Origin of the sequence: Arthrobacter sp. BL-252-APC-1A (assembly GCF_009696625.1) — a bacterium.
Lineage (GTDB): Bacteria > Actinomycetota > Actinomycetes > Actinomycetales > Micrococcaceae > Arthrobacter_B.
This window is the reverse complement of record NZ_VULS01000015.1, coordinates 13,326-37,702: the sequence shown is the minus strand read 5'-3', so window position 1 is coordinate 37,702 and position 24,377 is coordinate 13,326. Positions and strand designations below refer to the sequence as shown.

21 protein-coding genes are annotated in these 24,377 nt (G+C 64.3%); 9 read left to right on the top strand and 12 right to left on the bottom strand.

The window, feature by feature from the left end; all coding sequences use genetic code 11:
• Nucleotides 1–185: 185 nt before the first annotated feature.
• Entirely contained in the window at nt 186–962 is a 777-nt protein-coding gene (gene map / locus FYJ28_RS16410; protein WP_055239785.1) for a type I methionyl aminopeptidase, read from the bottom strand.
• A 70-nt stretch (nt 963–1,032) separates the two neighbouring features.
• Here map and FYJ28_RS16405 point away from each other — a divergent pair, with 70 nt between their 5' ends.
• Nucleotides 1,033–1,920: a DNA-formamidopyrimidine glycosylase family protein gene (locus FYJ28_RS16405; RefSeq protein WP_154580089.1), complete on the top strand. Its 888-nt coding sequence runs from the start codon at nt 1,033–1,035 to the stop codon at nt 1,918–1,920.
• 69 nt (nt 1,921–1,989) lie between these two features.
• On the opposite strand, the gene FYJ28_RS16400 is transcribed toward FYJ28_RS16405, so the two are convergent.
• From FYJ28_RS16400 to FYJ28_RS16385, 4 genes are all read right to left on the bottom strand, one after another.
• Nucleotides 1,990–5,880 (bottom strand): S8 family serine peptidase, encoded by a 3,891-nt coding sequence (locus FYJ28_RS16400; RefSeq protein WP_154580088.1) that lies wholly within the window; start codon nt 5,878–5,880, stop codon nt 1,990–1,992.
• A 614-nt stretch (nt 5,881–6,494) separates the two neighbouring features.
• Nucleotides 6,495–7,322, bottom strand: a complete 828-nt coding sequence (locus tag FYJ28_RS16395; protein WP_154580087.1) for a hydroxymethylpyrimidine/phosphomethylpyrimidine kinase — start codon at nt 7,320–7,322, stop codon at nt 6,495–6,497.
• Nucleotides 7,323–7,383: 61 nt separating this feature from the next.
• Nucleotides 7,384–7,866 (bottom strand): hypothetical protein, encoded by a 483-nt coding sequence (locus FYJ28_RS16390; RefSeq protein WP_055239789.1) that lies wholly within the window; start codon nt 7,864–7,866, stop codon nt 7,384–7,386.
• On the bottom strand, nt 7,859–8,554 hold the full coding sequence (locus tag FYJ28_RS16385; RefSeq protein WP_055239790.1) for a TetR/AcrR family transcriptional regulator: 696 nt from the start codon (nt 8,552–8,554) through the stop codon (nt 7,859–7,861). The genes FYJ28_RS16390 and FYJ28_RS16385 overlap by 8 nt, the downstream gene beginning before the upstream one ends.
• Before the next feature lie 189 nt (nt 8,555–8,743).
• Between FYJ28_RS16385 and FYJ28_RS16380 the strand changes: the two genes are divergently transcribed.
• The gene (locus tag FYJ28_RS16380; RefSeq protein WP_154580086.1) at nt 8,744–9,484 is read left to right on the top strand and encodes a queuosine precursor transporter; all 741 of its coding nucleotides are present in this window, start codon (nt 8,744–8,746) and stop codon (nt 9,482–9,484) included.
• A gap of 15 nt (nt 9,485–9,499) precedes the next feature.
• Here the strand turns inward: FYJ28_RS16380 and tgt are convergent, their stop codons facing one another.
• On the bottom strand, nt 9,500–10,768 hold the full coding sequence (tgt, locus tag FYJ28_RS16375; RefSeq protein ID WP_154580085.1) for a tRNA guanosine(34) transglycosylase Tgt: 1,269 nt from the start codon (nt 10,766–10,768) through the stop codon (nt 9,500–9,502).
• A 132-nt stretch (nt 10,769–10,900) separates the two neighbouring features.
• On the opposite strand from tgt, the gene FYJ28_RS16370 reads away from it, so the two are divergent.
• Nucleotides 10,901–12,022 (top strand): FUSC family protein, encoded by a 1,122-nt coding sequence (locus FYJ28_RS16370; protein ID WP_229780533.1) that lies wholly within the window; start codon nt 10,901–10,903, stop codon nt 12,020–12,022.
• Here FYJ28_RS16370 and FYJ28_RS16365 read toward each other — a convergent pair.
• Nucleotides 12,019–12,891 carry a DUF6707 family protein gene (locus FYJ28_RS16365; protein ID WP_154580084.1) on the bottom strand — a complete coding sequence of 291 codons (873 nt, stop codon included), beginning with the start codon at nt 12,889–12,891 and terminating at the stop codon, nt 12,019–12,021. The two genes, FYJ28_RS16370 and FYJ28_RS16365, sit on opposite strands and share 4 nt — an antisense overlap.
• A 54-nt stretch (nt 12,892–12,945) precedes the next feature.
• A complete protein-coding gene (locus tag FYJ28_RS16360; protein ID WP_055239793.1) occupies nt 12,946–13,485 on the bottom strand; it encodes an NUDIX hydrolase family protein in 540 nt (179 codons plus the stop codon).
• 117 nt (nt 13,486–13,602) lie between these two features.
• On the opposite strand from FYJ28_RS16360, the gene FYJ28_RS16355 reads away from it, so the two are divergent.
• Complete coding sequence (locus tag FYJ28_RS16355; protein ID WP_154580083.1) at nt 13,603–14,196, top strand: YdeI/OmpD-associated family protein; 594 nt, start codon at nt 13,603–13,605, stop codon at nt 14,194–14,196.
• A gap of 9 nt (nt 14,197–14,205) precedes the next feature.
• Complete coding sequence (locus tag FYJ28_RS16350) at nt 14,206–15,084, top strand: class II glutamine amidotransferase (protein WP_154580082.1); 879 nt, start codon at nt 14,206–14,208, stop codon at nt 15,082–15,084.
• A 10-nt stretch (nt 15,085–15,094) separates the two neighbouring features.
• Here the strand turns inward: FYJ28_RS16350 and FYJ28_RS16345 are convergent, their stop codons facing one another.
• Nucleotides 15,095–16,219 (bottom strand): glycoside hydrolase family 76 protein, encoded by a 1,125-nt coding sequence (locus tag FYJ28_RS16345; protein WP_154580081.1) that lies wholly within the window; start codon nt 16,217–16,219, stop codon nt 15,095–15,097.
• 153 nt (nt 16,220–16,372) lie between these two features.
• On the opposite strand from FYJ28_RS16345, the gene FYJ28_RS16340 reads away from it, so the two are divergent.
• Nucleotides 16,373–17,149, top strand: coding sequence for a 3-hydroxyacyl-CoA dehydrogenase (locus FYJ28_RS16340; protein WP_055239797.1), 777 nt, complete (start codon nt 16,373–16,375; stop codon nt 17,147–17,149).
• A gap of 9 nt (nt 17,150–17,158) precedes the next feature.
• Complete coding sequence (locus FYJ28_RS16335) at nt 17,159–18,343, top strand: acyl-CoA dehydrogenase family protein (protein ID WP_055239854.1); 1,185 nt, start codon at nt 17,159–17,161, stop codon at nt 18,341–18,343.
• Between the two features lie 27 nt (nt 18,344–18,370).
• On the opposite strand, the gene FYJ28_RS16330 is transcribed toward FYJ28_RS16335, so the two are convergent.
• Both FYJ28_RS16330 and FYJ28_RS16325 read right to left on the bottom strand, forming a co-directional pair.
• Nucleotides 18,371–21,508, bottom strand: coding sequence for a hypothetical protein (locus FYJ28_RS16330; protein WP_154580080.1), 3,138 nt, complete (start codon nt 21,506–21,508; stop codon nt 18,371–18,373).
• Nucleotides 21,505–22,212 carry a hypothetical protein gene (locus FYJ28_RS16325; RefSeq protein WP_154580079.1) on the bottom strand — a complete coding sequence of 236 codons (708 nt, stop codon included), beginning with the start codon at nt 22,210–22,212 and terminating at the stop codon, nt 21,505–21,507. The genes FYJ28_RS16330 and FYJ28_RS16325 overlap by 4 nt, the downstream gene beginning before the upstream one ends.
• Before the next feature lie 214 nt (nt 22,213–22,426).
• Between FYJ28_RS16325 and FYJ28_RS16320 the strand changes: the two genes are divergently transcribed.
• Both FYJ28_RS16320 and FYJ28_RS17465 read left to right on the top strand, forming a co-directional pair.
• Nucleotides 22,427–22,873, top strand: coding sequence for a hypothetical protein (locus FYJ28_RS16320; protein WP_229780532.1), 447 nt, complete (start codon nt 22,427–22,429; stop codon nt 22,871–22,873).
• A 48-nt stretch (nt 22,874–22,921) separates the two neighbouring features.
• Nucleotides 22,922–23,227, top strand: coding sequence for a hypothetical protein (locus tag FYJ28_RS17465; RefSeq protein ID WP_082413326.1), 306 nt, complete (start codon nt 22,922–22,924; stop codon nt 23,225–23,227).
• Here the strand turns inward: FYJ28_RS17465 and FYJ28_RS16315 are convergent.
• On the bottom strand, nt 23,169–24,332 hold the full coding sequence (locus FYJ28_RS16315) for a hypothetical protein (protein WP_154580078.1): 1,164 nt from the start codon (nt 24,330–24,332) through the stop codon (nt 23,169–23,171). The genes FYJ28_RS17465 and FYJ28_RS16315 overlap by 59 nt on opposite strands.
• Nucleotides 24,333–24,377 lie beyond the last annotated feature (45 nt).

Genomic DNA, 24,377 nt, shown 5'->3' with positions numbered 1-24,377 from the left:
GCCGCCTCGCCAAGAGGGACCCCCGAGCACACCAAATCCACGAAATCAGCCCGCACGCGGGCGGGAAATACCTTGACCATCAAACACTCCATCAATCAGAGCGTTGCAACGACCATATGACTTCACCCGCCCGAAAAGAGCCGTAACTGGCCTCTCGGCGGTCGGCGGGGAGTGCAGGAGAGGGATTACGACGGCGTGGGAAGCGTAAGGATCTCGGCGCCGTCGTCCGTAATAACAATGGTGTGCTCGCTGTGGGCGCTGCGGGCGCCGGTTGCACTGCGCAGCGTCCAGCCGTCCGCGTCAAAGGTCAGCTGGTCGGTGTCCGCCATGACCCACGGCTCCAGTGCGAGCATCAGGCCGGGGCTGAGCACATAGCCGCGTCCGGGCCGGCCTGTGTTGGGGATGTGCGGGTCCTGGTGCATGGTGGAGCCGATGCCGTGGCCGCCGAACTCGGTGTTGACGGGGTAGCCGGCTTCGGAGAGTACCGTGCCGATGGCATGGGAGAGGTCGCCGATCCGTGCTCCCGGCCCGGCGGCGGCAATTCCGGCTGCCAGTGCCCGTTCGGTGGCGGTAATGAGCTTTATGCTCTCGGCCGGTTTGGCGTCCCCCACCACAAAGCTGATCGCGGAGTCGGCGGCAATCCCGGCCTTGGACACAGCCAGGTCCAGGCTGAGCAGATCGCCGTCCTGCAGCTCGTAGTCGTGCGGCAGCCCGTGCAACACTGCGTCGTTCACGCCGGTGCAGATGTAGTGGCCGAAAGGCCCGCGGCCAAAGGACGGCGCGTAGTCGATGTAGCAGGACTCTGCCCCGGCTTCGCGGATCATTTCTCCCGTCCACCGGTCGATTTCCAGCAGATTGGTGCCGACGGTTGCCCGCTTTTTCATCGTCTGCAGGATGTCCGCGACCAGGCGGCCGGTGACGCGTGCCTTCGCCACTTCGGCCGGGTTCAGGATCTCGATCATGTGGTGCCTTTCGAGGGCGGGGGAAATAGGTGTCTGTTCTGCATTCTGGCAGACCGTCTAGGGTGTAGACATGCCCGAGATGCCCGAAGTGCAGGGACTCGCCGATTTCCTGCGGACAAAGCTGTTGCCGGAGGACGCTCCGCCCGCGCAGGTTCGCGACGTCGAGGTGCTTTCCTTCGCCGTCCTGAAGACAGCGGGCGTCCCGCTGGATGAGCTCCGGAGCGGACCCGTGAGCGCGGTCGAACGCCGCGGCAAGTACCTGATCATCACCGCCGGAGGAGTGCACCTTGTCATGCACCTGGCCAAGGCCGGGTGGCTTCGGTGGTCGGATGCACTGAAGCCGGGAAGGCTGCGGCCAGGCAAGGGCAGGATGGCAATGCGGGTGCGGTTCAGTCCGCCGGAGCCGGGTGGTGATGAACCCGGATTCGACCTCACCGAAGCCGGAACCAAGAAGTCCCTGGCCGTCTACCTGGTTCGGGACCCCGACGAAGTGCCGGGCGTCGCGCGGCTGGGACCGGAAGCGTTCGACGTCGACCCGAAGACTTTTGCGGCGCTGGTCGCCGGGCACCGGGGCCAGATCAAGGGCCTGCTGCGGGACCAGTCGGTGATCGCGGGAATTGGGAACGCTTACAGCGACGAGATCCTGCACGCTGCCCATCTCTCACCGTTCGCCAACGCAGCCAAGCTGAAACCTGAGGAAGTGGAGCGGCTTTACCAGGCCATGCACGCGGTGCTTGAATCCGCGATCGACAATGCAGCGGGACGCCCGGCAGCCGAACTGAAGGACTCCAAACGCCGTGCCCTGCGGGTCCACGCCCGTACCGGGGAACCCTGTCCGGTCTGCGGTGACACAGTCCGGGAAGTCTCCTTTGCCGATTCATCCCTGCAGTACTGCCCCACCTGCCAGACCAACGGGAAGCTGCTCGCGGACCGGCGGATGTCCCGGCTGTTGAAGTAAGAGCAGCCCAGACACAAAACAGCGGGCCCCGGATATTCTCCGGGGCCCGCCGTTTGTAGTTGTTAATGCTTACTTGCAGGTGCCGCCGTTTTCCGTGGTGTAGGTGTCCAGGCGGTTGATGAATGCCGCCATGGCCTCACGGGAGACATCCTCAAGCGGACGGAACGTGCTGTCCGGCCAGCCGGTGGAAACGCCCGAGTCCTTCATCCACGAGATTTCCTTGTGGAAAAGGTTGTTCGTTGCCACGTCAGTGAAGGAAGCTGCTGCCGGGGTCTTGTAACCCTTGGCGTCATCTACCGAGCACTGCTCGCCGGCGAACCGGTTCATGAACGCAGCCATCGCGTCACGCTTGACCGGGGCAAGCGGGCGGAAGGATCCGTCCGTGTATCCGGTGGAAATGCCGGTCTCAGCGAGCCAGGCGATTTCCTTGTAGAACTGGTTGTCGGTAGCGACATCGGTGAACGGGCTGTTGGTCGGCGCGTTGTACGACGGCGATCCGGCCAGGCGGTAAAGGAACGCCGCCATGGCGTCACGGTTGATCGAACCGTACGGGCGGTAGGTGCCGTCCGCGTAGCCCGTGGTGAGACCCTGATCGGCCATCCAGTTGATTTCGTTCTCGAACTTGGTTCCTGCAGCATCGGGGAAGCGCAGGGCGCCAACCTCGATCGCGGTGACCTGGTCCTTGACGCCGCTGGCGTTGTGGTGGTGCAGGAACAGGGCCTTGCCGCCAGTGGTGCCCGCCTGGCGGTTGACGCCCAGAACAGTCTTGTCCTGTGCCACGAACGTGCCGGCAGCCTCGCTGCCTGCAGCGCCGTTGAACCACACGGAAGGCTGGGTGACATCGAAGCCGATCCAGTCGGTGGAATCAACCGGAACCATCTGGCCGGACTCGTCAACGTTCATCACGTTGGCGGTTGAAACCCGGTACTGGATGGGTGCAGCGGCGGTCAGATCCAGGCCCAGCAGGGCAGCCGGGACCGGCAGCGTGATGACGTTGGTGTCGAACACGTTCGTGTCCACGTCGCCGGCAGTGCCGTTGGCGAAACCGATGTAGTTGAGTGCACCGGTGTATTCGCCGTTCTCCACGGTGAGGATCTGGAAGACCGTCTGGTCCAGTCCGGTCGCCCGGGTGGTCATAACAGCAAAGTTTGCTTCGCCGTCACCGTCGGTATCCAGATCAACCTGGATCTGGCTGTTGCCGTTCAGGGTTGCCCAGTTCTGCCAGGTGCTGAGTCCAATGGTCAGCATGCCCTCATCAACCTTTCCGCCGGCCGAAGCCAGAGCGGGGACAGTTGATGACGCACCCACGGAACGCAGGTCCAGGGAGTACAGGGATTCCAGCGCCAGGTTCTCGCGGCGCGGGCTTTCGGCACCCAGGACCAGCGGCGTCACCAGCGAAACGTACGCTTCGCTGCCTTCGCCCTGAGCCAGGCCGCGGCCGCTGAACGTGGTTGCCGCAGAGACGGCGCTCTGGTTCGCGAACGTGACCTTGGGATCGGCCTTCAGGTCCGAGGTGGGCTTGGGAGCTGAGTAGACCGGCACCCGCAGTACCGAATCATCGCTCTTCAGCTGCAGGCGTCCGGAAGCTTCAGCCAGGTACTGGCGGAACTCTCCGAGCTGCTTTTCCTCTGCCGCCGGGTCAATGGCCTTGGCCATTGCCGCCGGATCCTCCACGCGGAGGGTGAGTTCTACCGTGGCCTTGCCGTTGGCAGGAACCGCAACAGGCTTCCCGTCCGTGGTGATGGATACTCCCGGAACCTTGGTGGCTTCGAGGTACTCAGCCGTGTAGGTCTTCGGGGAATCGCCCTTGTTCTCGATGGTGACCGAGCGTGAAAGTTCCACGGGGCCGCCAACTTCCAGGACGCCGAAGTTGACCGAGGTCAGTCCCGGCTGGTCGGTGGCGTAGGCCAGGACCTTGGTGTTGAGGGCATCGAGTGCATCCACGCGTCCGGAACCAACACGGTTGGGGGCATACGCCACACCGCCGTCAGTAATCAGGTCGTGGGTGGCGGTATTCATGATGATCGACTTGACCTCGTACGGGTTGTAGTCGGTCTGCGCGACCACAAGTGCCGCGATGCCTGCCACGTTGGGGGCAGCCATCGAGGTTCCGCTCTTAATGGAGGCGCCGGTGCCGGTGCCTACCTGGGCGGACTTGATCTGGGTACCCGGGGCAGCGACGTCGGGCTTGATGACGCCGTTGGAACCGTGGACGCCTCGTGAAGAGCTGGCGTTCAGGGTATCCAGTGCTTCGGACGGACCGGTCACGCTGCCCACCAGTTCAGGAGCCAGACGGATTTCCAGGGTGCCTGCTTCGGCTGCGGGACGCACCTCTTCGGAGGTGTCGACGGTGAACTGCATTCCCGGGATCGCGGCGTTTCCGGCAATGCCGGCTTCGAACGCGTTCAGGGTGGAGTCAATGACGACGCCGCCGTAGCCGGCAGCAGCAGCGTGGTTCCAGCGGGTGCCGGAACCACACTCACGGGTGGCAGCATCCTCATCCCAGGACAGCCACACCCACTTGCCTGCGTCAGCGCCGGCAGGATCCATGGCGGCACAGCCATCAGCGTTGTCACCTTCCGGTCCCATCACCACGGTGCCGGTGAGGGCCTCGGGTGCGGCGGCGGCGTAGTTGAAGCTTGCCGTGTACTGGCCCGCTGCGATTCCAGCCTCGGGTGCCAGGATTTCACCGGCATCCAGCGTGGTCTGCGAGCCGACGCTGTTGGCGACCGTCAGTGCAGTTTCCGCGCTGCCGGGGGATCCGCCAATGTCATAGATGTCGCCTGAGTTGCCCGAAGACACCACGGAAAGGATTCCCTGCGCGGTGAGGGCGTTGACGATGTCATTTTCCGGATCGTCGTAGGCAGGGAAGCTGGAACCCAGGGACATGTTAACAACCTGGGCGCGGTCGCTGAAGTCGCCGTCGCCGTTGGGGTCCAGAACGTAGTCCAGTGCCTGGCCCACAACTTCCGAGGATCCGTCACAGCCGAAGACACGCAGTGCCACGATCTTTGCCTCAGGCGCAGTGCCCGGGCCAATGCCCATCTTGTTGACGTCCTCCGCGGTCAGGGAACCGTAGTCGCCCCGGAACGTGGAACCGTCAGCGTTGGTGCCGTAACCGGCGGCCGTACCCGCAACGTGGGAGCCGTGGCTCTGGCAGTCCAGGGGGTTGGCATCGGGCTTCGGGATTGGGCTGTACAGCGCCGGATCCGAAGGATCCGCGTTGTAGGCGTCACCCACCAGGTCCCAGCCGCCGGCGAACTTCTCCGGATCCCACAGCCCGGAATCTGCGGCGGGCATTTCATCGGAGGCCTGTGCCTGGGCGAAGGCCTCCAGCGTTCCCGGTCCGCCAAAGCTGGAGTGCGTGTAATCAAGGCCGGTGTCCAGGACGGCAATGGTGACTCCCTTGCCGGTCTGGTCCCGCTGTACCCACGAGTCGAGGGCCCGGACATCAATATCCCCGCCCTTGTTGTCATAGGTCTTGGGCACTATGCCGGTGATTTTGGCGACGTCCCCGCGGGCAGCGAGTGCCCGGATGGCCTCAGCGTCGCCGTTGATGGCGACACCCGGGACCGTGTTGGTCGTGGTGTAGATGATGCTGGACGATGCCTGTGCAGCAACTTCCTCCGCCTGGGCCTCGATGGCCGACCGGATCTGCTGCACCTCGGGTGCTTTGTTCAGCGGTGCAGCGAGTCCTTCACGGACTTCCTGCGGCTGCGTCTGCTCAAAGGCTCCCTTGCCGGTGAACTGGACAAAGACCGAGACGGCGCCCTGCTTGTTCTTCAGGTCAGATGAGACTTTTAGATCCGGAGTCACCCGGGCCAGGCCCTGTGCTGTCGGATCATCCTGGGTGTTCCCCTCAACGGCCGAAGCCGGGGTCCACATGCTGGAGACCAAGGCCACGCCGGCTATGGATGCCAGCACCGCCCTCGTCGATCTCCTGTGGTTTGGACTGTTCATTCTTCTCCTTAGTGAAAGAGGTGCCGCAGTCCGGAACAGCAAACTTGTGGTTTGTGTCCCCCCGACCTAGACCAGGCGCAGAGATAGCGAGCTAAACGGAGCTTGGCTAGTTCCGCGGTTTAGGTCAGTATCCACCGCGGCGCTTCCTGTACCTTCGTTGCTGGTGTTGCTTATGTCAACAGTGCAGTTCGAATCTTTAAATTTGCGCTGCCGCGCCCTTTACGCTGCCAATATTTCTGGTATTGGAACAAATTCCGAGCGCTGGGTCCGAGTGATTTTGCAGGTATTGGATCAGCTACGGATAAGTGCGTATGTTGCATCTGGCTGGGAAGAACACGGCTAAGACAGCATCCAAACCGGCGTGGGGCAGGGCCGTTGGCCAGCGCTCACCCTCCATTCAGGAATCCGCCTCTCCGGGCCGGAAATTAACGAGCGGGAATGGCATGGGTCAGCAAGTGGCTGTTCAGTAAAGGCCCTACCACTAAAAAGGCGCTAATAGTGAGATTTAACCTTTTGGATACCTAATTGTTATCCGTTGTTGTGGGTGGGGAAAGCAAAAACGGGCGGCAGCACCGTAGAGGTGCTGCCGCCCGTTCTGTGGAGCGAATTCTCGTCTAGAGGGCCGGACCGCTGGCGGCGCCGCCCTGCCAGAGCGCATCGAACGGGGTGTTGGAGGAGACCCGGTTGCGGATTCCTTCGGTAACAAAAGCCTTGGCGGTGCGGGCAGCCTCCAGCGGCGTCGCACCCTTGGCGAGTTCGGCTGTGATGGCGGCGGCCAGGGTGCAGCCGGCACCGCTGACGGCAACGTCGCCTACCTTCGGGGCGCGGAGCACTTCCAGGGCCTGGCCGTCATAGAAAACGTCGACGGCGTCCTCACCTTCCAGCCGCACGCCGCCCTTGGCGAGCACCACTGCGCCTGATGCTTCGTGGATGCGGCGGGCTGCCTCCTTGAGGTCCTCCACGGATTCGATTGCGTCCATGCCGGCAAGTGACATGGATTCGAAGTGGTTCGGGGTAACAAAGGTGGCCAGCGGAAGGATCTGCGCCTTCAGGGCCTGGTCGGTGTCCAGTGCCGCTCCCGGCTCCTGTCCCTTGCAGATCAGTACGGGGTCCAGCACGATGTTGGTCCAGTCCTGGCTCTGCAGGGCCTTTGCAACTGTGTCGATGGTGGCCGGGGTGCCCAGCATGCCGATCTTCACGGTGCCCAGGTCATAGGCAGTCTGAATGGCCTCGAGCTGGTCTGCGATGACCTGGGAACCTACAGGCACGAAGCGGTGGTTCCAGTTGTCCTTGGGATCGAAGGACACGATGCAGGTCAGGGCCGCAATGCCGTAGGTGCCAAGCTCCTGGAAGGTCTTGAGATCAGCCTGGGCGCCTGCTCCGCCGGTGGCTTCGGAGCCGGCGATGGTGAGCGTGACGGGAGGGTGTGTGTTTGAAGACATAGGTACATCTTCTACCTAACGCAGGGCGCCCCGCCACCCGGTTTCGCTGCAGGCCGCAGGGCTAGTAACGCACGTCCATAAGCCGCCAGACAGCCAGCCTCCCGGCGGCCGCTGACATTCCGATTGCCAGTGCCATAAGCAGTGGCACGCCGATCGATCCGGCGATCAGCCCAATGACCAGCCAGGCCAGCAGGGTCGGAACCAGAAAAAAGGCCAGGACATGGAGCCACTGGTTGGGAACGCCGCGCAGCATCAGCCCCAGGACCAGGCCCACGGGCGCAGCGGTCGGGAGTCCCATGCCGGCGGCATAGAACGCCGCAATCACGATGATCCAAAGGTAGCCCCAGAAATCCCGCGAGGTTCCCCACCCAATCGCTACGGTCGCCATCACAGCGACCAGCAGGCAGGCAATGGCGTACCCGGTGACAAAGGCAACGGGGCCGAAGGTGACGCGAGGGGCGAGCAGCATGGGCGCATTGGCGGAGGAAGCGGCACTGTCGGTGCCCGCTGTGGCGACACCGTCGTCGTCCGCGTTTTCAGTCATGCGATCGTGCTCCTCGCAGCAGCTTCACCACATCTTCCACGATATTGCGCACAACCGGTAGGCGGGAGAGGATCACGAGCTTGGCGACCAGCGGGGCCGTGTTTGCCACCAGGCGGCGGGAGCGTGCCTGCCCGGGAGAGGAGTCGTAGACCCAGAAGAGGGTGACGCCCATGTGGACCAGCCATAGCAGTTCCGGGAGATCGTCGCGGACCGCCAGCGGGGGCTGCGGGCGCGCAGCCTGCACGGCCTGGCGGTAGACCGCGATCGACTTGCCGCGGCCGACCTGTGCCGCGTCCGCCTGCACTGCCTGCGCCGCGCCAGTGCCCTGGCGGGTTTTCTGCGGCGCCGGGAGGGCTGCGGTCTTGAGGAACTGATGGCCCAGGGAATGGTACGGGGCAAGGACATCCAGATTTGCCTGCAGGATGACCCGCAGGTGTTCACCCAGGTTGTGCCCTTCGCGCAGCAGCGGCAGGGCGGCGGAGCGGTGTTCGTCCTGCAGCGACCGGTAGAGCTCGGCCACGATCGCGTCTTTGGAGGAGAAGTAGTAATAGGCGTTTCCCGTGGAGACGCCGGCCGCAGCGGCGATGCCGCGCATGGTGGTGCGTTCAAATCCCTGGTCGCGGAAAAGCTGCGTCGCGGCCTCTACCAGCCGCTGCCGGGTGGCTTCACTCTTTGACCCGGCGGCCATCGGTCCTCTGTTCCTCTTATGTCCTTCTACCCGCAAATTACATCACATTCTTGAACATGTTCAAAAATGTGGCGCAGGAAAAAACATGGCAGAATTGACGCTGGTCCTCTGGGCCGCCCGGGACAGCGGGCAAGTGCTAATACAGCCGGGCGTGAGCCCAGGCGAACCACTAACCGAAACGGGAAAACCATGTCTTCACCAACCCCGGCTGCTGCCCGCCAGGCACGCCCCGCACCCAGCTACGCCTCTCGGGGAAGCTCGCATTACGACCTGATCCTCACCCTGATGTGCGTCGTGATCATCGTTTCCAACATCGGAGCCTCCAAGGGCGTGGTGCTGGGCCCGGTCTTCGGCGACTTCAGCATCATTACCGACGGCGGGTTCTTCCTCTTCCCGCTGGCCTACATCCTGGGCGACGTGATCAGCGAGGTCTACGGGTTCAAGGCCGCACGAAGGGCCATTTACATGGGCTTCGCCATGGCCGCGTTCGCGGTGCTTTCCTTCGCGGTGATCATTGCCCTGCCGGGATTCGATGATGCCTACGGCGTCGAAAAGCAGGCCGCCTTCGAAGCAGCCCTGGGGCCGGTCTGGCAGATCGTGGCGGCGTCGCTCCTCGGATTCCTCGCCGGGCAGCTGCTGAACGCGCTGGTACTGACCCGTATGAAGGCGCGTTTCAGCGAACGCGCACTGGTGGGACGGCTGATGGCCTCCACTGGGGTTGGCGAATTCGCGGACACCCTGATCTTCTGCGCGATTGCAGCACCGGTGATCGGCATCACCGACGCGGGGCAGTTCGTGAACTACGTGATCTTCGGGTTTGTCTACAAGACGGCCGTGGAGTTCCTCTTTGTCCCGGTCACCTCAGCGGTAATCAAGGCGATCAAGAAGCGCGAACCGACTTACGGCAAGTCTGCCCCCCAGGAAGCATAGCCTGCGGGGCCGCGCCTAGCTGTAGTACTTCCGCAGGACCTCGTCCTTGAACTCGAAGAACGTTCCGTCCTCGATTGCCAGGCGCGCGTCGTCGACCAGCTTTACGGTGAAGCGCTCGTTGTGGATTGAAATCAGCGTGTGGCTGACCATCTCATTGGCCTTGAACAGGTGCTGGATGTAGGCGCGGGAGTAGTTGGCGCACGCATAGCAGTCGCAGCCGTCCACGAGCGGCCCGAAGTCCCGCTTGAACTTGGCATTGGAGAGGTTTTTGCGGCCGTACGGCGTGTAGAACGCCGAATTGCGCGCCACACGGGTGGGGGAGACACAGTCGAAGGTGTCGGCTCCGTTTTCAATCGCGGTGAAGATGTCATCCGGCTCGGAGATGCCCAGGAGGTGCCGCGGCTTATCCTCCGGCAGTTCTTCGGTGCACCAGCGGACAATCGTTCCGAGGTTTTCCTTTTCCAGGGCTCCGCCAATGCCGAAGCCGTCGAAGCCCATGGCACCCAGGTCCCGGGAAGCCTTGCGGCGCAGGTCCTCATACTGGGCTCCCTGCAGGACACCGAAGAGTGCCTGGTACGGACGGTGTGAACGCTCTTCGGTGAGCCTGCGGTGCTCAACGAGGCAGCGTTCGGCCCACAGCCGGGTCCGTTCAAGGGAACGTTCCTGGTAGCCGCGTGAGTTCAGCAGGGTAGTCAGCTCATCGAAGGCGAACATAATGTCCGCGCCCAGCTGGTGCTGCACCTGCATGGAGATTTCCGGGGTGAAGCGGTGCTTGTCACCGTTGAGGTGGGATTTGAACCAGACGCCGTCGTCATCGATGTGTGCCAGGCGCTCCTTGCCTGGCGCGACGTCGTCATCAGCGCCGGTGGCATGCGTAGTGCCGTCGGCGTTCATGTTGATGACCTTCTTGAAACCGGCACCAAGGCTCATGACCTGGAATCCGCCCGAATCGGTGAAGGTGGGGCCGGGCCAGTTCATGAACTTCCCCAGACCGCCCGCCTCATCCAGGATGTCAGCTCCCGGCTGCAGGTAGAGGTGGTAGGCATTGGCCAGGACCGCCTGTGCCCCAAGCTGGGCAACGGACTCCGGCAGGACGGCCTTCACGGTGGCCTTGGTGCCGACGGCAATGAACGCCGGCGTGTGGATTTCTCCGTGCGGGGTGCTGATTACGCCGGTACGGCCCTGGAACTCACCGCCGTTTTCCTTGGCGCGTGAGCCGGAGTCGGGAACGGTTTCACGCAGGCGCTTACCGAGGGCAAAGTAAAAACCGGAAGAGGACACCATTCCATTTTGCCTTACCCACAGGCCCCGCCGCTCCGGGTGGGCCTGTGGCGCGGATCCGCTAAGGCCCGCCGCAGTGGGGCAGCGAGCCAGAACACATAAAGCGCCGGGGCGCTGCCCTGAAGCGTAGGGTAAATGGGGCGGTTCTCCGCCCCGGCCGCTGACTGCTGCCCGGACGTTAGAAAGGCCCTCGACGCACCCTTGAACCACCTGCGCGAAATGTTCCACATTGCCCCTGCTAACAATGACCACCGCGTAGCCATCCGCTGCGGGATTGGCATCGGTGTGCCGCTCCTTACCCTCCTGCTGCTCGGCCGGATCGACCTGGCCATCTTCGTTGCGTTCGGCGCCTTTACCGGCATCTACGGCAGGAACGAACCGCACCGCCAGCGCCTCGGGCACCAAATGCGCGCCGGAACGCTTATGTTCGCCGTGATTCTGGCCGGGGTACTGACGTCCCGGCTAGGCCCGGGCGAGTGGGGAATCGTGCTGGGGACCACGGTGGTTGCGGGACTGGGAACCGTAGCCACAGGCTTCTGGCGGCTCCGTCCGGCTGGGTCGCTGTTCCACATCTTCGCTTATGCAGCCATCTCATCCGTCCCCGGGCATCCGCCCATCTGGCAGGCCATGCTGGCAGCGGGCGCAACGATCGCCTTCGCCCTCCTCCTGGGGTGCTCCGGGATGCTCCGGGCACGGTACCGAACGCCCTGGGAGAAGCCAGTGCGGCTGCCTCTCTCTTCCGCCCAGCGCAAGGCGGTCTGGACGGACGGCGGCCTTTATGCAGTGGCGGCAGCGTCCGCCGGGTCCATAGCGACGCTGCTGGGGATTGGCCACAACTACTGGGCGATGGTTGCGGCGACGGTTCCCCTGGTTGGGGCTACCTTCCGGCACCGGATACACCGCGGGATAAACAGGATGCTCGGAACCTTCGGCGGGCTTGGCATCACGGCGGTGATTCTGCTGGCCGGGCTGGCGCCGTGGCAGCTGGTCCTGGTGATCGCACTGCTGCAGTGCGGAGCTGAGCTCTTCATCGCCAGGAACTATGCGCTGGCCCAGGTGGTCATCACCCCGCTGGCGCTGCTGAGCACGGAGCTTTCCCACGCCAGTGATCCCGTGACGCTCATTCAGGATCGTGCGGTGGAGACAGTGATCGGTGCAGCAGTGGGCATGGCGCTGGTAATACTGCTGCAGGTCCGGGCGAACCGCGTTCAGCCGCGGGAAAGAGGCACCCAGCCCGGAGCTGCCGCCCGGGCCTAGAGGTCCAGGTTCAGCCCGCGCACCGCGCTCAGCTCGGTGCGGATGCGCCGCTGCAGCTCGGCGTCGGAATAGGTTTGCGACCCGCCGTGCGCACGCAGGTAGAGAAGCGTGTCCAGGCGCAGGATCCGCCAGTCCCGCTCGCTGTGTTCGTCCCCTGCTTCGGCCGCCCGCTGGATTTCGCGGTCGTACAGGTTTGGTTCGTTGAGCTGGCGCTGCAGGAGCTCAGCCGAGAGCTTGGCTTTTAGCGGGTCCGATTCCGCGTGGTCTCCGGCACGGACAGCCTGTGCAAAGGCGGCTGAGGCTTCGCGGTCTCCGGTTTCATGCGTGATGTGTGCCGCGAGGGCGAGGGCACCCTGGATCCAGTTCCAACGGCCGTAGTTTCCGTCGAAGCCCAGTCCGGTAATCAGGCTGCAGACGGCCAGCGCGTTCTCAGCGTCGCCCAGATCGACGTACAGCGTGTGCGCCAGGTCCCGCACGTCCTGCAGGTTGCTGCCGGCTTTGACGTTCAGGCCCCGGCCGAGCCGCGCGGACAGTTCCTTGACGGTGCGGTCCTCAGGGTGGGCGGCTTCGGCGGCGGCCAGGACGGCGGCGTAGGTTTCTTCCTCGGTGGGGACGCTGCGGACGGCTTCCGCGGCATTCTTCTCGGGTGCAGGAGCTGCGACGCGGACAGCGGAGCCGTAGGCGATGCGCAGGGTTTCCCCGTCTTCCAGGTCTGCGATCACCAGTGCGGGAGTGCCGAGGTCATCTTCCTCAACGCGGACCGCTGCCAGCGGTGCCAGGGTCAGCTCGTCCAGGACAAGTTTCTGCCCTGGTACAAGCAGTTCGGCATTGACCCGGAAGGCATACTTATCCGGCACACTCATCGACATGGCTGTTCCTTAGCACTCGAAGCTCGGCCCCAGTATATAAACGTAGGGTAACGCCTACCGGCCCCACCCGGCGGAGGCGAGGGCCTGGCGCAGCAGGTCGCCGCGGCCGCCGGAGAACTCGGAGTAGATGGCAGGGCTCAGGGCTTCTTCAGGTGTCAGCCAAGACAGTTCAAGTGCGTCCTGGCGCGGATCGCACTCACCGGTAACGGGAATCAGGTAGGCCAGGGCGACGGCGTGCTGGCGCTCGTCAGTCAGGCCGGTCTGGGACGGCGACGGGAAGTACTCCGCGACGGCGAAGGGCGCCAGGCTGGGAGGCAGCTGCGGCAGGGCCATGGGGCCGAGGTCCTTCTCCAGGTGGCGCAGGAGCGCGGCGCGGATGGTCTCCCGGTACATCACCCGGCCGGAAACGAACGTCCGGACCATCTTGCCCTCGGGAGTTGCCTGCAGCAGCAGTCCCACCTCCGTGACGTACCCCAGCGGATCACACCGGACCGGGACGGCCTCCACGTAGACCATGGGAAGCCGCTGCCGTGCTTCGTGCAGGTCTTCCTCCGAGAGCCAGCCTGGATACGGGTCAGGAGTGCGTACGTTCATAGCTAGTGTTCTACCCCAAAGGCAGCAGCCGAGTCATACGGCGCGCTCGGCTTCGGCCAAGGGCGGAACTTGCCCCGGACCTTTCAGGGCCACCCCGGCAAGCCTACGATTGAGGCCATGAAGACCGAGCTGCCGGAGCTTCTGCTCCCTGACGCAGCGGCCTGGCGGGCCTGGCTGGAAGAGCATCACCTGCTCTCTGCAGGTGTGTGGCTCGTCATCGGCAAACAGGGCGGAGCTGCAACGGCGCTCACCCGGCAGTCAGCATTGGACGAGGCCCTGTGCTTTGGCTGGATCGACGGCCAGGCAGCCCGCCGGGACGAGGAAAGCTATCTGCAGCGTTATACCCGCCGCGGACCGCGCAGCATGTGGTCGCTGCGCAACGTGGGACACATCGGCAGGCTGGAAGCGGCCGGGAAACTTCATCCGGCGGGACGTGATGCGGTTGAATCGGCCAAGGCAGACGGCCGGTGGGACGCTGCCTACGCCGGTCCGGCCACGACCGAAGTTCCACAGGACCTGCTCGACGCGATCGCGGCCAATGAGAGTGCGCAGTCCATGTACGAGGTCCTCTCCTCCCAGAACCGCTTTGCCATGGCCTACCGGCTGGGGCAGCTCAAGACCCCCGCGGCCAGGGAACGCAACATAGCCCGCTTTGTAGACATGCTCAGCCGCCGCGAGACCTTTTATCCACAAAAGCGGTTCCCAGACTAGGAGTCCACCATGTGCCGGCTTTTCGGAATGCATGCAGGTCCAAAACCCGTAACCGCAACGTTCTGGCTGCTCACCGCACCGGATAGCCTGGCCGAGCAGAGCCGCAGGATGGCAGACGGATTTGGGCTCGGGGTGTTCGATTCGGACGGGAAACCGGTGGTGGACAAGGCTCCCATGCCGGCCTACGAGGACCGTGCCTACGCCTCTGCCGCCCGCACCCTCAAAGGAACTACCTTCATTGCCCACGTGCGGTATGCCAGCACCGGGGAAGACGCCCTGGTGAACACACATCCCTTCCTCCAGGACGGGCGGCTGCTCGCCCACAACGGTGTTGTAGAGGACCTGGACAAACTTGATGACCGGCTGCGGTCCCTGGAAGTGATGGACCTGGTCAAGGGGCAGACGGACAGTGAACGGGTCTTTGCCCTGATCACCGGGCTTGCCCGGCAAAACGGCGGGGACCTGGGGGAAGCGCTTACGGAAGCCATCACGTGGATTGCGGAGAACCTGCGCCTCTACGCGGTGAACCTGGTGATCACCACTGACACGGAGCTGTGGGCCGTGCGGTATCCGGACACCCACCCGCTGTACGTCCTGCAGGAGAGCGCTGACGATCCGCACCGGGGCAAGCGCTCCGCCCGGATCAGTGTCAAGAGCGATGAAATGGAGCAGCTCCAGACCCCGGCGGTGATGGTGGCAACAGAACGGATGGATGAGAACCCGAACTGGCGGATGATGGACGCCGGCGAGATCCTCCGGGTGGACAAGGACCTGAATACGGAGCGGTTCTTCCCGCTTCCCCAGCATCCCCAGCATCTGCTCACCCTTGCGGACCTGGATCCCCACACGGCGGCGTCGCAGCACCCCCTGAAGGTGGCCGGCACCTAGGGTCAGACGGTCATGTGTCCTGCGGATCAGTTTCCAGCCTGGTCACCCGCAGGGCGGCCTCGAGCACCATCCAGGCCTGCAGCTGGGTTGAAAGCTCGACGCCGGTGCCCGGGGGATAGGTTTCGTCCGCCGTGCTGCGGGGATCAGAAGGGAAAACCGCCAGATTGTTCCGTTCCGCGCGCCCCTTCCAGAACCGGTCCGCCAGTTCCGTGACCAGGGCGCCGGCCGTTCGGCGGGAACCGGCGTCCAGGGTTGGGGCGGCAGCTGCCTCGGCAAGGTACCTGCACAGAATCCCGGTGAACAGCCCTCCGTCGCCGCTGCCGTGCGTACGGAGCAGGGGAGTGCCGCCGTCGTTATGCACCAGGTTCCGCGATACCGCCCGGACAAGGTCCGCCGCCCGGCCCAGGTTGGCGTTTCCGCCGAGTTCCAGCAGCGCTCCCAGAACTGGTCCCTGGTTGTACGTAAAGTGCGCCCGCTCCAGTGCCGGCGGAGCGTTTTCGGCGCCTTGCCGGACGCCGTCGTAATACAGCCCGGTACTGCGGTCCAGCAGTGTGGCGTTCAGCCAGTCCACGAGTTCCTGGGCCCGCTCGCGCTCGCCGGTGCGGGCGAAGTAGAGGGCCGCCGGGGACGTTGCGGGGGTGTTCTTGAAGTTGCGTGCCCGGTTCCAGTAGACGCCTCCGCCCAGGTCCTGGGTATGGCCTGATCGCAGGGCCCGTCCCAGGGCTTCGCGTGCCCGCTGGTGCCTGGGCTTGTTGCCGCGGGGCGGCCCAGGGAGGGTATCCAGGCGCAGCACCGCCAGCGCGAGCCAGGCCATGTCATCGAAATAGTGGTTGGTGTACCGGCCTGCGTTGCGGATCCGGATGGTGCGCACCACCTGTTCGGCCAGGGCCACGGGGTCTGCGCCGGCCACCGGTGCCCGGCTGCGCAGGCCGGTGTCCACAAGAACATCCACATAGTGCGCCTGCCACCAGTAATGCCAGGGCCCGACGCCGCGGGGCAGCGGCTGGGGTGCGCGGACAGCGCCGAGATGGGTTCCCGGCAGACCCAGCAGCCTGCCGCCGAAAGCGGCCGTGACCGAATGGGCAGCGGTGTCGGCACGCTGTTCAGCAAGGCGGACGGTCTGTGCTGCGGGCATGCGACCCACCATAGACCCGACGGATGGGCAGCGTCACGGTCTGCGCCGGCTGAACTGCCTCCCGGGAGGATGCGGTGTGCTGCCAGTCACAGTAGGCTCGTGGGACCGCACGCGCACTTGCGCACTTTTTGATCCCTGACCCCAGGAGGACACATGCAGTTATCCGGTGCTTCGGCCATTGTCACGGGAGCAGCTTCCGGGCTGGGACGGGCCACGGCCCGCCGGCTCATCGATGCGGGAGCCGAAGTGGTGCTGGTAGACCTGCCGTCTTCCGGGGGCCTTGCCTACGCCGGGGAGCTGGGGGACTACGCACACTTCGTGCCCGGGGACGTGACGGATCCGGACCAGATGCAGGCCGCGGTGGAAGCCGCCATGGCAGCGGCCCCGCTGAGGGTTGCCGTGAACTGCGCCGGAATCGGTACCCCCGGCAAGGTCCTGGGCCGCAACGGAGTGTTGCCGCTGGAGGATTTCAACCGGGTTATCCAGGTGAACCTGGTCGGCACCTTCAACGTCACACGCCTGGCTGCGGCAGCCATGGCTGAGACCGACCCGGTCTCCGGCGACGGCGGTACGTCCGAGCGCGGGGTCATCATCAACACGGCGTCGGTGGCAGCGTTCGACGGACAGATCGGACAGCCGGCATATTCAGCGTCCAAGGGCGGTGTTGCAGCGATGACGCTGCCGCTCGCCCGGGAACTTGCACGTCACCTGATCCGGGTGATGACGATTGCGCCCGGGATCTTCGAGACCCCGATGGTGGCCGGCCTGCCGCAGGACGCCCAGGACTCACTGGCCGCGCAGATTCCGCACCCGTCCCGCCTGGGCCGCCCGGACGAGTACGCCTCGCTGGTGGAGCACATCGTCTCCAACCCGATGCTGAACGGCGAGACCATCCGGCTCGACGGGGCTATCCGGATGGGGCCGAAATAGGGCGTGAGCATGCTTCCCGACGCCGACTTTTTCAGTTTCGAACAACTCCTGAGCACTCAGGAGCGGGCCAAACTCACGGAGCTGAGGTCCTTCCTCTCCACCGAAGTCGCCCCCTATGCCGCCGCATGGTGGAATGAGGCCCGTTTCCCGGTGGAACTCCTGCCGGGGCTCGCGTCCCTGGGGCTGTCCACGCCGGTGCAGCGCGGCTACAGTCCGCTTTTTGCCGGTCTGGTCATTGCCGAAATGACCCGCACGGATACTTCAATCGCCACGTTCTTTATGGTCCATCACGACCTCTTTGTCGAGGGACTGCACGCGTTCGGCTCCGAGGAACAGCAGGCGCGGCTGCTTGCCGATGCCCAGTCCCTGAAGATCACCGGAGCCTTCGCGCTGACAGAACCGGATCACGGTTCGGATGTTGCCGGCGGCATGGCCACCACGGCAGTGCGCGACGGCGACACCTGGGTCCTTAACGGAACCAAACGCTGGATTGGCAACGGGACGTTCTGTGACTGGATGCTGCTGTGGGCCAGGGAACCGGCCACCGGCAAGGTCCGTGGATTCCTGCTGGATGCCTCCCTGCCGGGAATCAAGCGGACCCGGATCGAGAACAAGACTGCCCTGCGCACGGTGCAGAACGCTGACATTGAGCTTACGGATGTACGGGTTTCCGAAGCCGACCGGCTGGCAGGCATCGACAGCTTCGAGGACACCAAGCACCTGCTCCGCGGCTCGCGGATCATGGTGGGCTGGCAGGCAGTGGGCCAGCAGCTGGCGGCGTTCGACGTCGCCCGTGCCTACGCCGTCGAACGCCTGCAGTTCGGGCGGCCGCTGGCTTCCTTCCAGCTGGTGCAGGAACAGCTGGTCCGGATGCAGGGCAACACCGTGGCGTCCACAGCCATGCTGGCCCGCGTCAGCGAATTGGAGCAGGGGGGTTACGGGGCAGTGTCCGACGACGGATCGGCCCGCGGCGACATGGCCCGGGCCGCGCTGGCGAAGTCTTATGCCAGCCGGCTGATGCGCGAAACCGTGTCCCTTGGCCGCGGGCTCCTGGGCGGGAACGGGATTGTCACCGACTACGGCATGGCCAAGATCTTTGCGGATGCGGAGGCGATTTACACCTATGAAGGTTCGTATGAGATCAACGCGCTGATCGCCGGACGGGAAATTACCGGGGTTTCGGCGCTGCGCTGAGGATCCGGGTGCGCGCAGCGCCGGCGGCTAAAGTTTCCACTCTTCGCTGTACTCAAACAGGTTCAGTCGCACCCCGACCTGGAAGATCGTGAGGCTCAGCAGGTCCCATCGCAGGAGCGTGAGCTTGGCCGAGCCGGTAAGGCCCAGCGCCAGGAAGATGCTGGCGTCTATCTCGGCTTCCGTCGGCGGAATGCCCTTCACGCCCAGTTTCGCGGCAAACCCCGCTTTGGCAGATAGCGAGATGTCAGGGCCTGCGAAGCTGTAGATCCTGCTCTGGTAGGACACCTGCGGTCCGGCTGCGACCTCGCCCTCCAGGGAGAATGAGGTTTCGCCCAGTACCTGGCGGGGTTTGGGCAGCACATACGTTGTTGGAGTGTCCTCCTTGATGCGCTTCATGCCGTTAGCCGTGGTGTAGACGAAGCCAAACGTGTCCGCCCGTTCGATTCCGATGGCGGGTATATCTGCCTCTGCCTTTAGCGTGCCGCTGAAGACCATGGCGAAATTTAGCCGGTTGGTGATCGCCACCGGTACCGGCCCGGCCATAAAGGTGGTAGTTGGAAGCGCAACTTCGGCGACCTTGAGATCAGCGTTCCACCGGCTTTCAACCTGAACCCAGGCCTGGATCGAGGCGGACGCTTTCAGCTTGGACTTAAATTCAATTCGGAACTCCTCAATACTCACTCCCCGCGGGATGACCTTCCATTTGAATTGAAACTTGGTCTTCAGGACAAAAGCGAAGCCGAGGTTCAGTTCTCCGCCGCCGCGGATTGCAACGCCGCCCTCATCGCCGCGCTGCTTCTCAGACCAGGCCTCGAATTCCCAGGGTTCCAGTTTCTGACCCGCTGTCCTGATCTTCGGGACACCGTTCTCAACGACGAAGGCTACGCTGGCGTCAACCTTCGTTGTCCAGTCGGCGGAGAGGGAAGCACCGGGACCTCGCAGCGGACCGCCGCAGTCGCCGTCGCCCGTTGCGGGAGCGCCGGGAGCAATCCATGTACCGTCGTCGCCGATGTCCTCGCCCAGCGGTTCCTGTCCATCTGTGCCTGGCAGCCGGCACGCCGTCTTAAAGTCTGCGGGATCCGGCACATTGAATTCATCATTGCTGAGCTCAAGGTCGACGTCGTCCCCGCTCACGATCTCCGCATAGGTTCCTTCCGCGGGAACGTGGGGGTTCCCGTGTCCATCGACGATCTGGACGTCTGCCACCGGGATGTCCGGGCCGGAACCGCCGCTTTCCTGACCAATCGCGAAAGTACCCGTCACCACGTCCAGGGGGTCCTCCGCCTGGGCGATCAGATCCTCGGCGACAACGTCCTGGCCTTCGCCATAGCCTTCGGTCTCATCTATATCCACCTGGAGGAAAAGCTCTTCCAGAGGAACTTCGACGGTGGAGACCTCCCAGGACCCTGCGACCAGGTCCATGGAGGACAAACGGCCCAGGAAACCGGAAGGAGCCGTCGGCACGGGAGCGCTGACGATAATGTCTCCCGGTTCCAGCTCCGGCCGCTGCATGAACCTCAGGTTGAATTCGTCCAGCACCTCAAATTCAAGCTCGGTGGTATCGAGGTGGAAGACCTCCGCCTCGGGCGAGACCACGGTGTCTCCCTCTTCTGCCACGTCGAGGGTCAGCCGGACGCGGTCCGAGGCGCGGGCAGTCCCGGGATCGGAACGGTCGAAGACAGTGGCAACGTAGTCGAAGTCTCCGTCCTCAGGTGCAAGCGAACGGAAGCTCCACAGGATCTCGTCACCGGCGGGGTTCAGTTCGGCCAAGCCGATAAACCCGACACTTGGCGAGCTGATGGCGATCCGGTCGACTGAATTTGCACCCGTGGATACTGTGCCTTCGAGCGTAAAGTAGCCCGTCTCGGTGAGGTCAAGGCTCTGGCGGTCGAGGGGTGAGGTGATCTCAATGGACGCCGGATCCGCGTTGTTGTAGGGGACGGGATTGCCCAGGAAACTACCCAGCGGCTGGAGCGTGAGAGTTGCCGAGCCCCGGCGAATCGAGACCTGGGATTCCCCGTTGGTCACCGGCACCAATGCGAGCTGCGGCTGGGCACCTGCCGTGGGGTCGACTGCTTCCCCGCGTGCCCGGCCAGTTACCGGACCATCCCAGGCGAGCGTGGTGGTCTGGCCGCCGCTGACGTTCCCTGCCTGGGTTAGGACAAGGGCATAAGCGGCATCATGATCATCAGCCAGCCGCACGGGACTGGGTTCTTCTCCGGCAGCTAGACGCTGGCGCACGGTGTGCCGCTGCTCGGTGTTCACGACGTAACTGCCGTGATGGTTGGCTTTTGCTGCGTCTTCTATTGCCTCGGATACCCAGCCGGTCACGGACGCGCGCAGTGTTCCTGTGTTGCCCGCCGTTTCCAGGGCTGCGGTGACGCCACCCTGGTCTTCAGCATCGACAACAGTGGAGACGACCGTACGGCCCGCGGGCAGGACGAGCCGCTGCCCGTCACCCAGTACCACCGTGTCTGCTGCGGCGAGCGTAACGTCCAGGACCACATGAACGCTTCGTGCCAGAACACTCGAGACGCCGCCGTCGCCGGTCAGGCCTATCCAGAGCGGTTCCTGGCTCAGGCCGTTTCCTGCCAGACCGGCAGCTGTATCTGCACGCAGCACAGGTTCCGGGAGGGCAAGGGTCGCACCTCCGGATGCCGGCGAGCCGTCGAAATAGGCCAAGGGCTCCACCCTGGCATCTGCCTCACCGTCTGCCCAGAGACTGACTTTGCCCTGGTTTAGCGGGAGCAGGACCGCCGTCGACACCGCAGTGCTGCCCCCCATGTGCAGCACTGCGGTGTCGGCGGCGGTGTAGGCAGTCAGGTCCGCAGCCGGCTCGAACACAGTCAGGCGGACCAAGGCGGCTGAATGGGACTCCGCCGCACTGCCAAGATAAACGGTTCCCGCCGGATCGGTGGGGAGCCGGTCTCCGCGTCCTACGGCACTGTCAATTACCGGGAGGCTGGGTTCGACCGGAGTGAATTTTGGCTCCGGGGCGGTCCTCACCGCGCTGAGGTTTGCCAGCGCATCCTGGGTGGTGGCCGCAGCGGGCGGGGGTACAGCGACAAGTGTCAGAGCCGCTGCGGTCAGGGCCGCGACGGCGCCCCGGACACTAACCCGCCCCGCGAGGGAAACGGATGGATGGATAGCCCAGATGCGGCTCATTGTTCTTCCCCACCTTCCGAAGCAGGGGTACTGCCTTTCCCCCTCAGGACGAGGAACAGGCCAGTTCCGGTAAGTGCCGCAGCAACTGAGAGCACCAGTGCCAGGAACGGTGCTGATGCGCCGGTCTTGCCGAGGGCCTTCGGATCGCTTCCCTGGGCAACGGGCCCGGACGCGGGACCGGATTCATCCTCCGCGCCGTTGCCTCCTGGCTGGACGGGGGTTACCTCCCCGCCGCCGTCGGGCGCTGGGCCTTCGACGAGGTCTTTCCAGGTGACCCAGCCTCCGTTTGCCTCTGCGGGGTCCAGGGCCGCTTCACGGATCAGATGTTCTGAGAGAACTCTGCCTGCTGTGTCGGTAAAGGAAACCGCTACATCCGCGGTGATCCGGCGCTCCACGGAGAACCTCACTTCGTACGTCCCGGAGGAAACGGGTGCCGTCGCCGTAGCGCCAAAAACCGTTCGGGAAACGGCGGCGTCCGTCCAGGTGCCGCCCCCTGCACGCCAGGAAACCGAAGCCACGCCCGTACGCGCGGCTTCCGACTCAACATCGATCCATACCTGTGCAGCCTCCGGGGGCGCCTCAGGAACCGACGGCGTTGCCGCGGATACTGGGGCTGCCAGGACGCTGGAGAAAAGGATGGTGAGGACGAAAAGGAGACCGGAGCGCCGGCGCCGATGCCGGTGGCCGGGAATATGACGTTTCACACAGGAAGGGTAACAACATAAGTTGGATTGAGTTCAAAGTTGGACCAAGGTTACCTGCATGTGTCGGATGTGGGGTTTTACCCTCAGAAATCCTTCCACGGCCGACTGGGCTCGCGGCGGGCAGCAGGGTCGATGGAGATATCGCTTGTGAAACTGAATGTCAGTAGGCTTAGTATCGGTAAGTGTAAGTCCCTACTGAAAGGCGAAGCTGCTGATGACTGAACAGAACCCGGACCACAGCGACAACCCGGCCCTGGCCGACGATCTCGCCGATGTAGTGACCCCGGACGAGCTCACTGTCGTTTCCGGTGAGGACCTCCTGGACGAGGACGAGCTCACGGATGCTGAGGACCTGAGCTATCCCGGTGCCGCAGAGGACAACCCCGATGCCTGGCAGGATGACCCCCTGATCAACGAGGAACCGCTGGCCGGTCAGCCAGGAGCCGAGTCTGACCAGACGCTGCGGGATGAAACCGCCGAAGAACGGTACGAGGACGGCGATTCCCAGATTCCGCCGGAGGAACCGACGATCGGAGAAGCTGCACGAGACGTCGATTTTGGAGACTCCTCGGTGGACCCGCTTGAGGACGGCAGCGATGACCCTGCCCATGCCGGCGGGGACCCGCTCTCCTCCTTCAGCCCGGACGACGAGCCGCTCTAGGCCTTAATTCGACAGAAGGCATCCTTCCGCCGGGACTACGGTGGAAGGATGCCTTCTTTTCGCGTCCAGCTCAACATTCTTGGCCTGCGGCCCGGGAACCCGCCCGAAGCGGTCATGGACGCGGCTGTCCAGGCCCTGGAAGCCAGCCACCATGTGGAGGCGAACCAACTGGATATCGTCTCCGGAGTACCCAGGATTACGCTGCGGTTCATGGTGCCTGCGAACGAATATGGGGTGGAGAACTCGCTAGCCCGGCGTGCGGCCATGAACATGCGCCACGCGGTGGAACAGGTGGCTAGATGTGAACAGCTTCGGGTTCTTCGGCGTCAGCGTGGGCGCTGGCTTCCGCTTTGAGCCATGCACGCTGCGCCCGTCTCCGGGCGTGGTCAACCTGGTGCCGGCGGGACCCCGCTGAAACAATGACGAGGAATCCGGCAATAAACGCGGCAGCGGCCATCCAGACGGCGGGCTGATTCGCCAGGAGTCGTGCGAACCCGAGCCCGGCAAGCCCAAAGACCACACTTAGTGCCACCGGCAGCTGGCCCCGTCCAGTCATGCACACGGTGGTTACCCCTACCACCAGGGACACCAGGGCAATCAGGGTCCAGGCCTCAGCACCCCACCCTCCGACGTCGGCATCCGTTTCTACCAGCCAACTCCCCAGACAAACGAGAAGTGCCAGCGAGCCAACACCGAGCAGTATTCCGGAGGGGATGTCCGTGACGGCCTGTTCGCTGCGGCTGCCTGCAGGTGACGTGGTACCGAGATGGATGGCAGTGAGCCCAATGCCGACCAGCGCGGCGGCGAGCCAAAAAGCAGCGGCCGCGCTGCCGCTTTGGGCCGCCCACAGCCATAGTGCGCCCAGAACCACGCCGGATGCTGCCACAGGACCGGTCCAGCCATGGCGCGGGTTGGACCGCTGGGACGGCAGCCACTGGTGAATGGCATAACCGATTCCGCCGGCGAATACGGGCAGCCACAGCACCCAGACCCAGGCGAAAACACCCAGATGGGACCCGCCCGGATCAAGAACATCCCCATCTCCGTGGACGTGCACCGGCCAGCCGGAGTCCGAACGCGTCAGGAGATACGCCGAAGGGACGGCGGCGGCGATCATCGCCGTGACCACGATTCGGCGTGTTGTGTCCGAAACTGCGGGACGCTCCAGCTGGAACCGTACCCGGGAAGGACCGCGAAGGTGGTGGACGCGGCTATCTTCCGGGGGGAGGGCATGCTGCCTCAGGATTCCTTCGAAGGCGTCCGCTTCAGGTTGGGCTGGAGCCGGCGCCGAAGGCGGCAGCGCAGCGGGACCGCTGTTGGTAGCGGGTGCGGAAGTCAGCTTGTGAATGGTTGGGGGCACTGCCGGCGGGGGCGAGGGGGCCAGCGGAGGCACGAACGACGTAACGGACTCGGCTGGAGACGGATCTGTCTCCGCGGGGCGTGCTGGACGGGGGAGCATGCCGGATTCCTTTGGCTCGAGCAGGGCCCCGGCCACTGTGCCGGG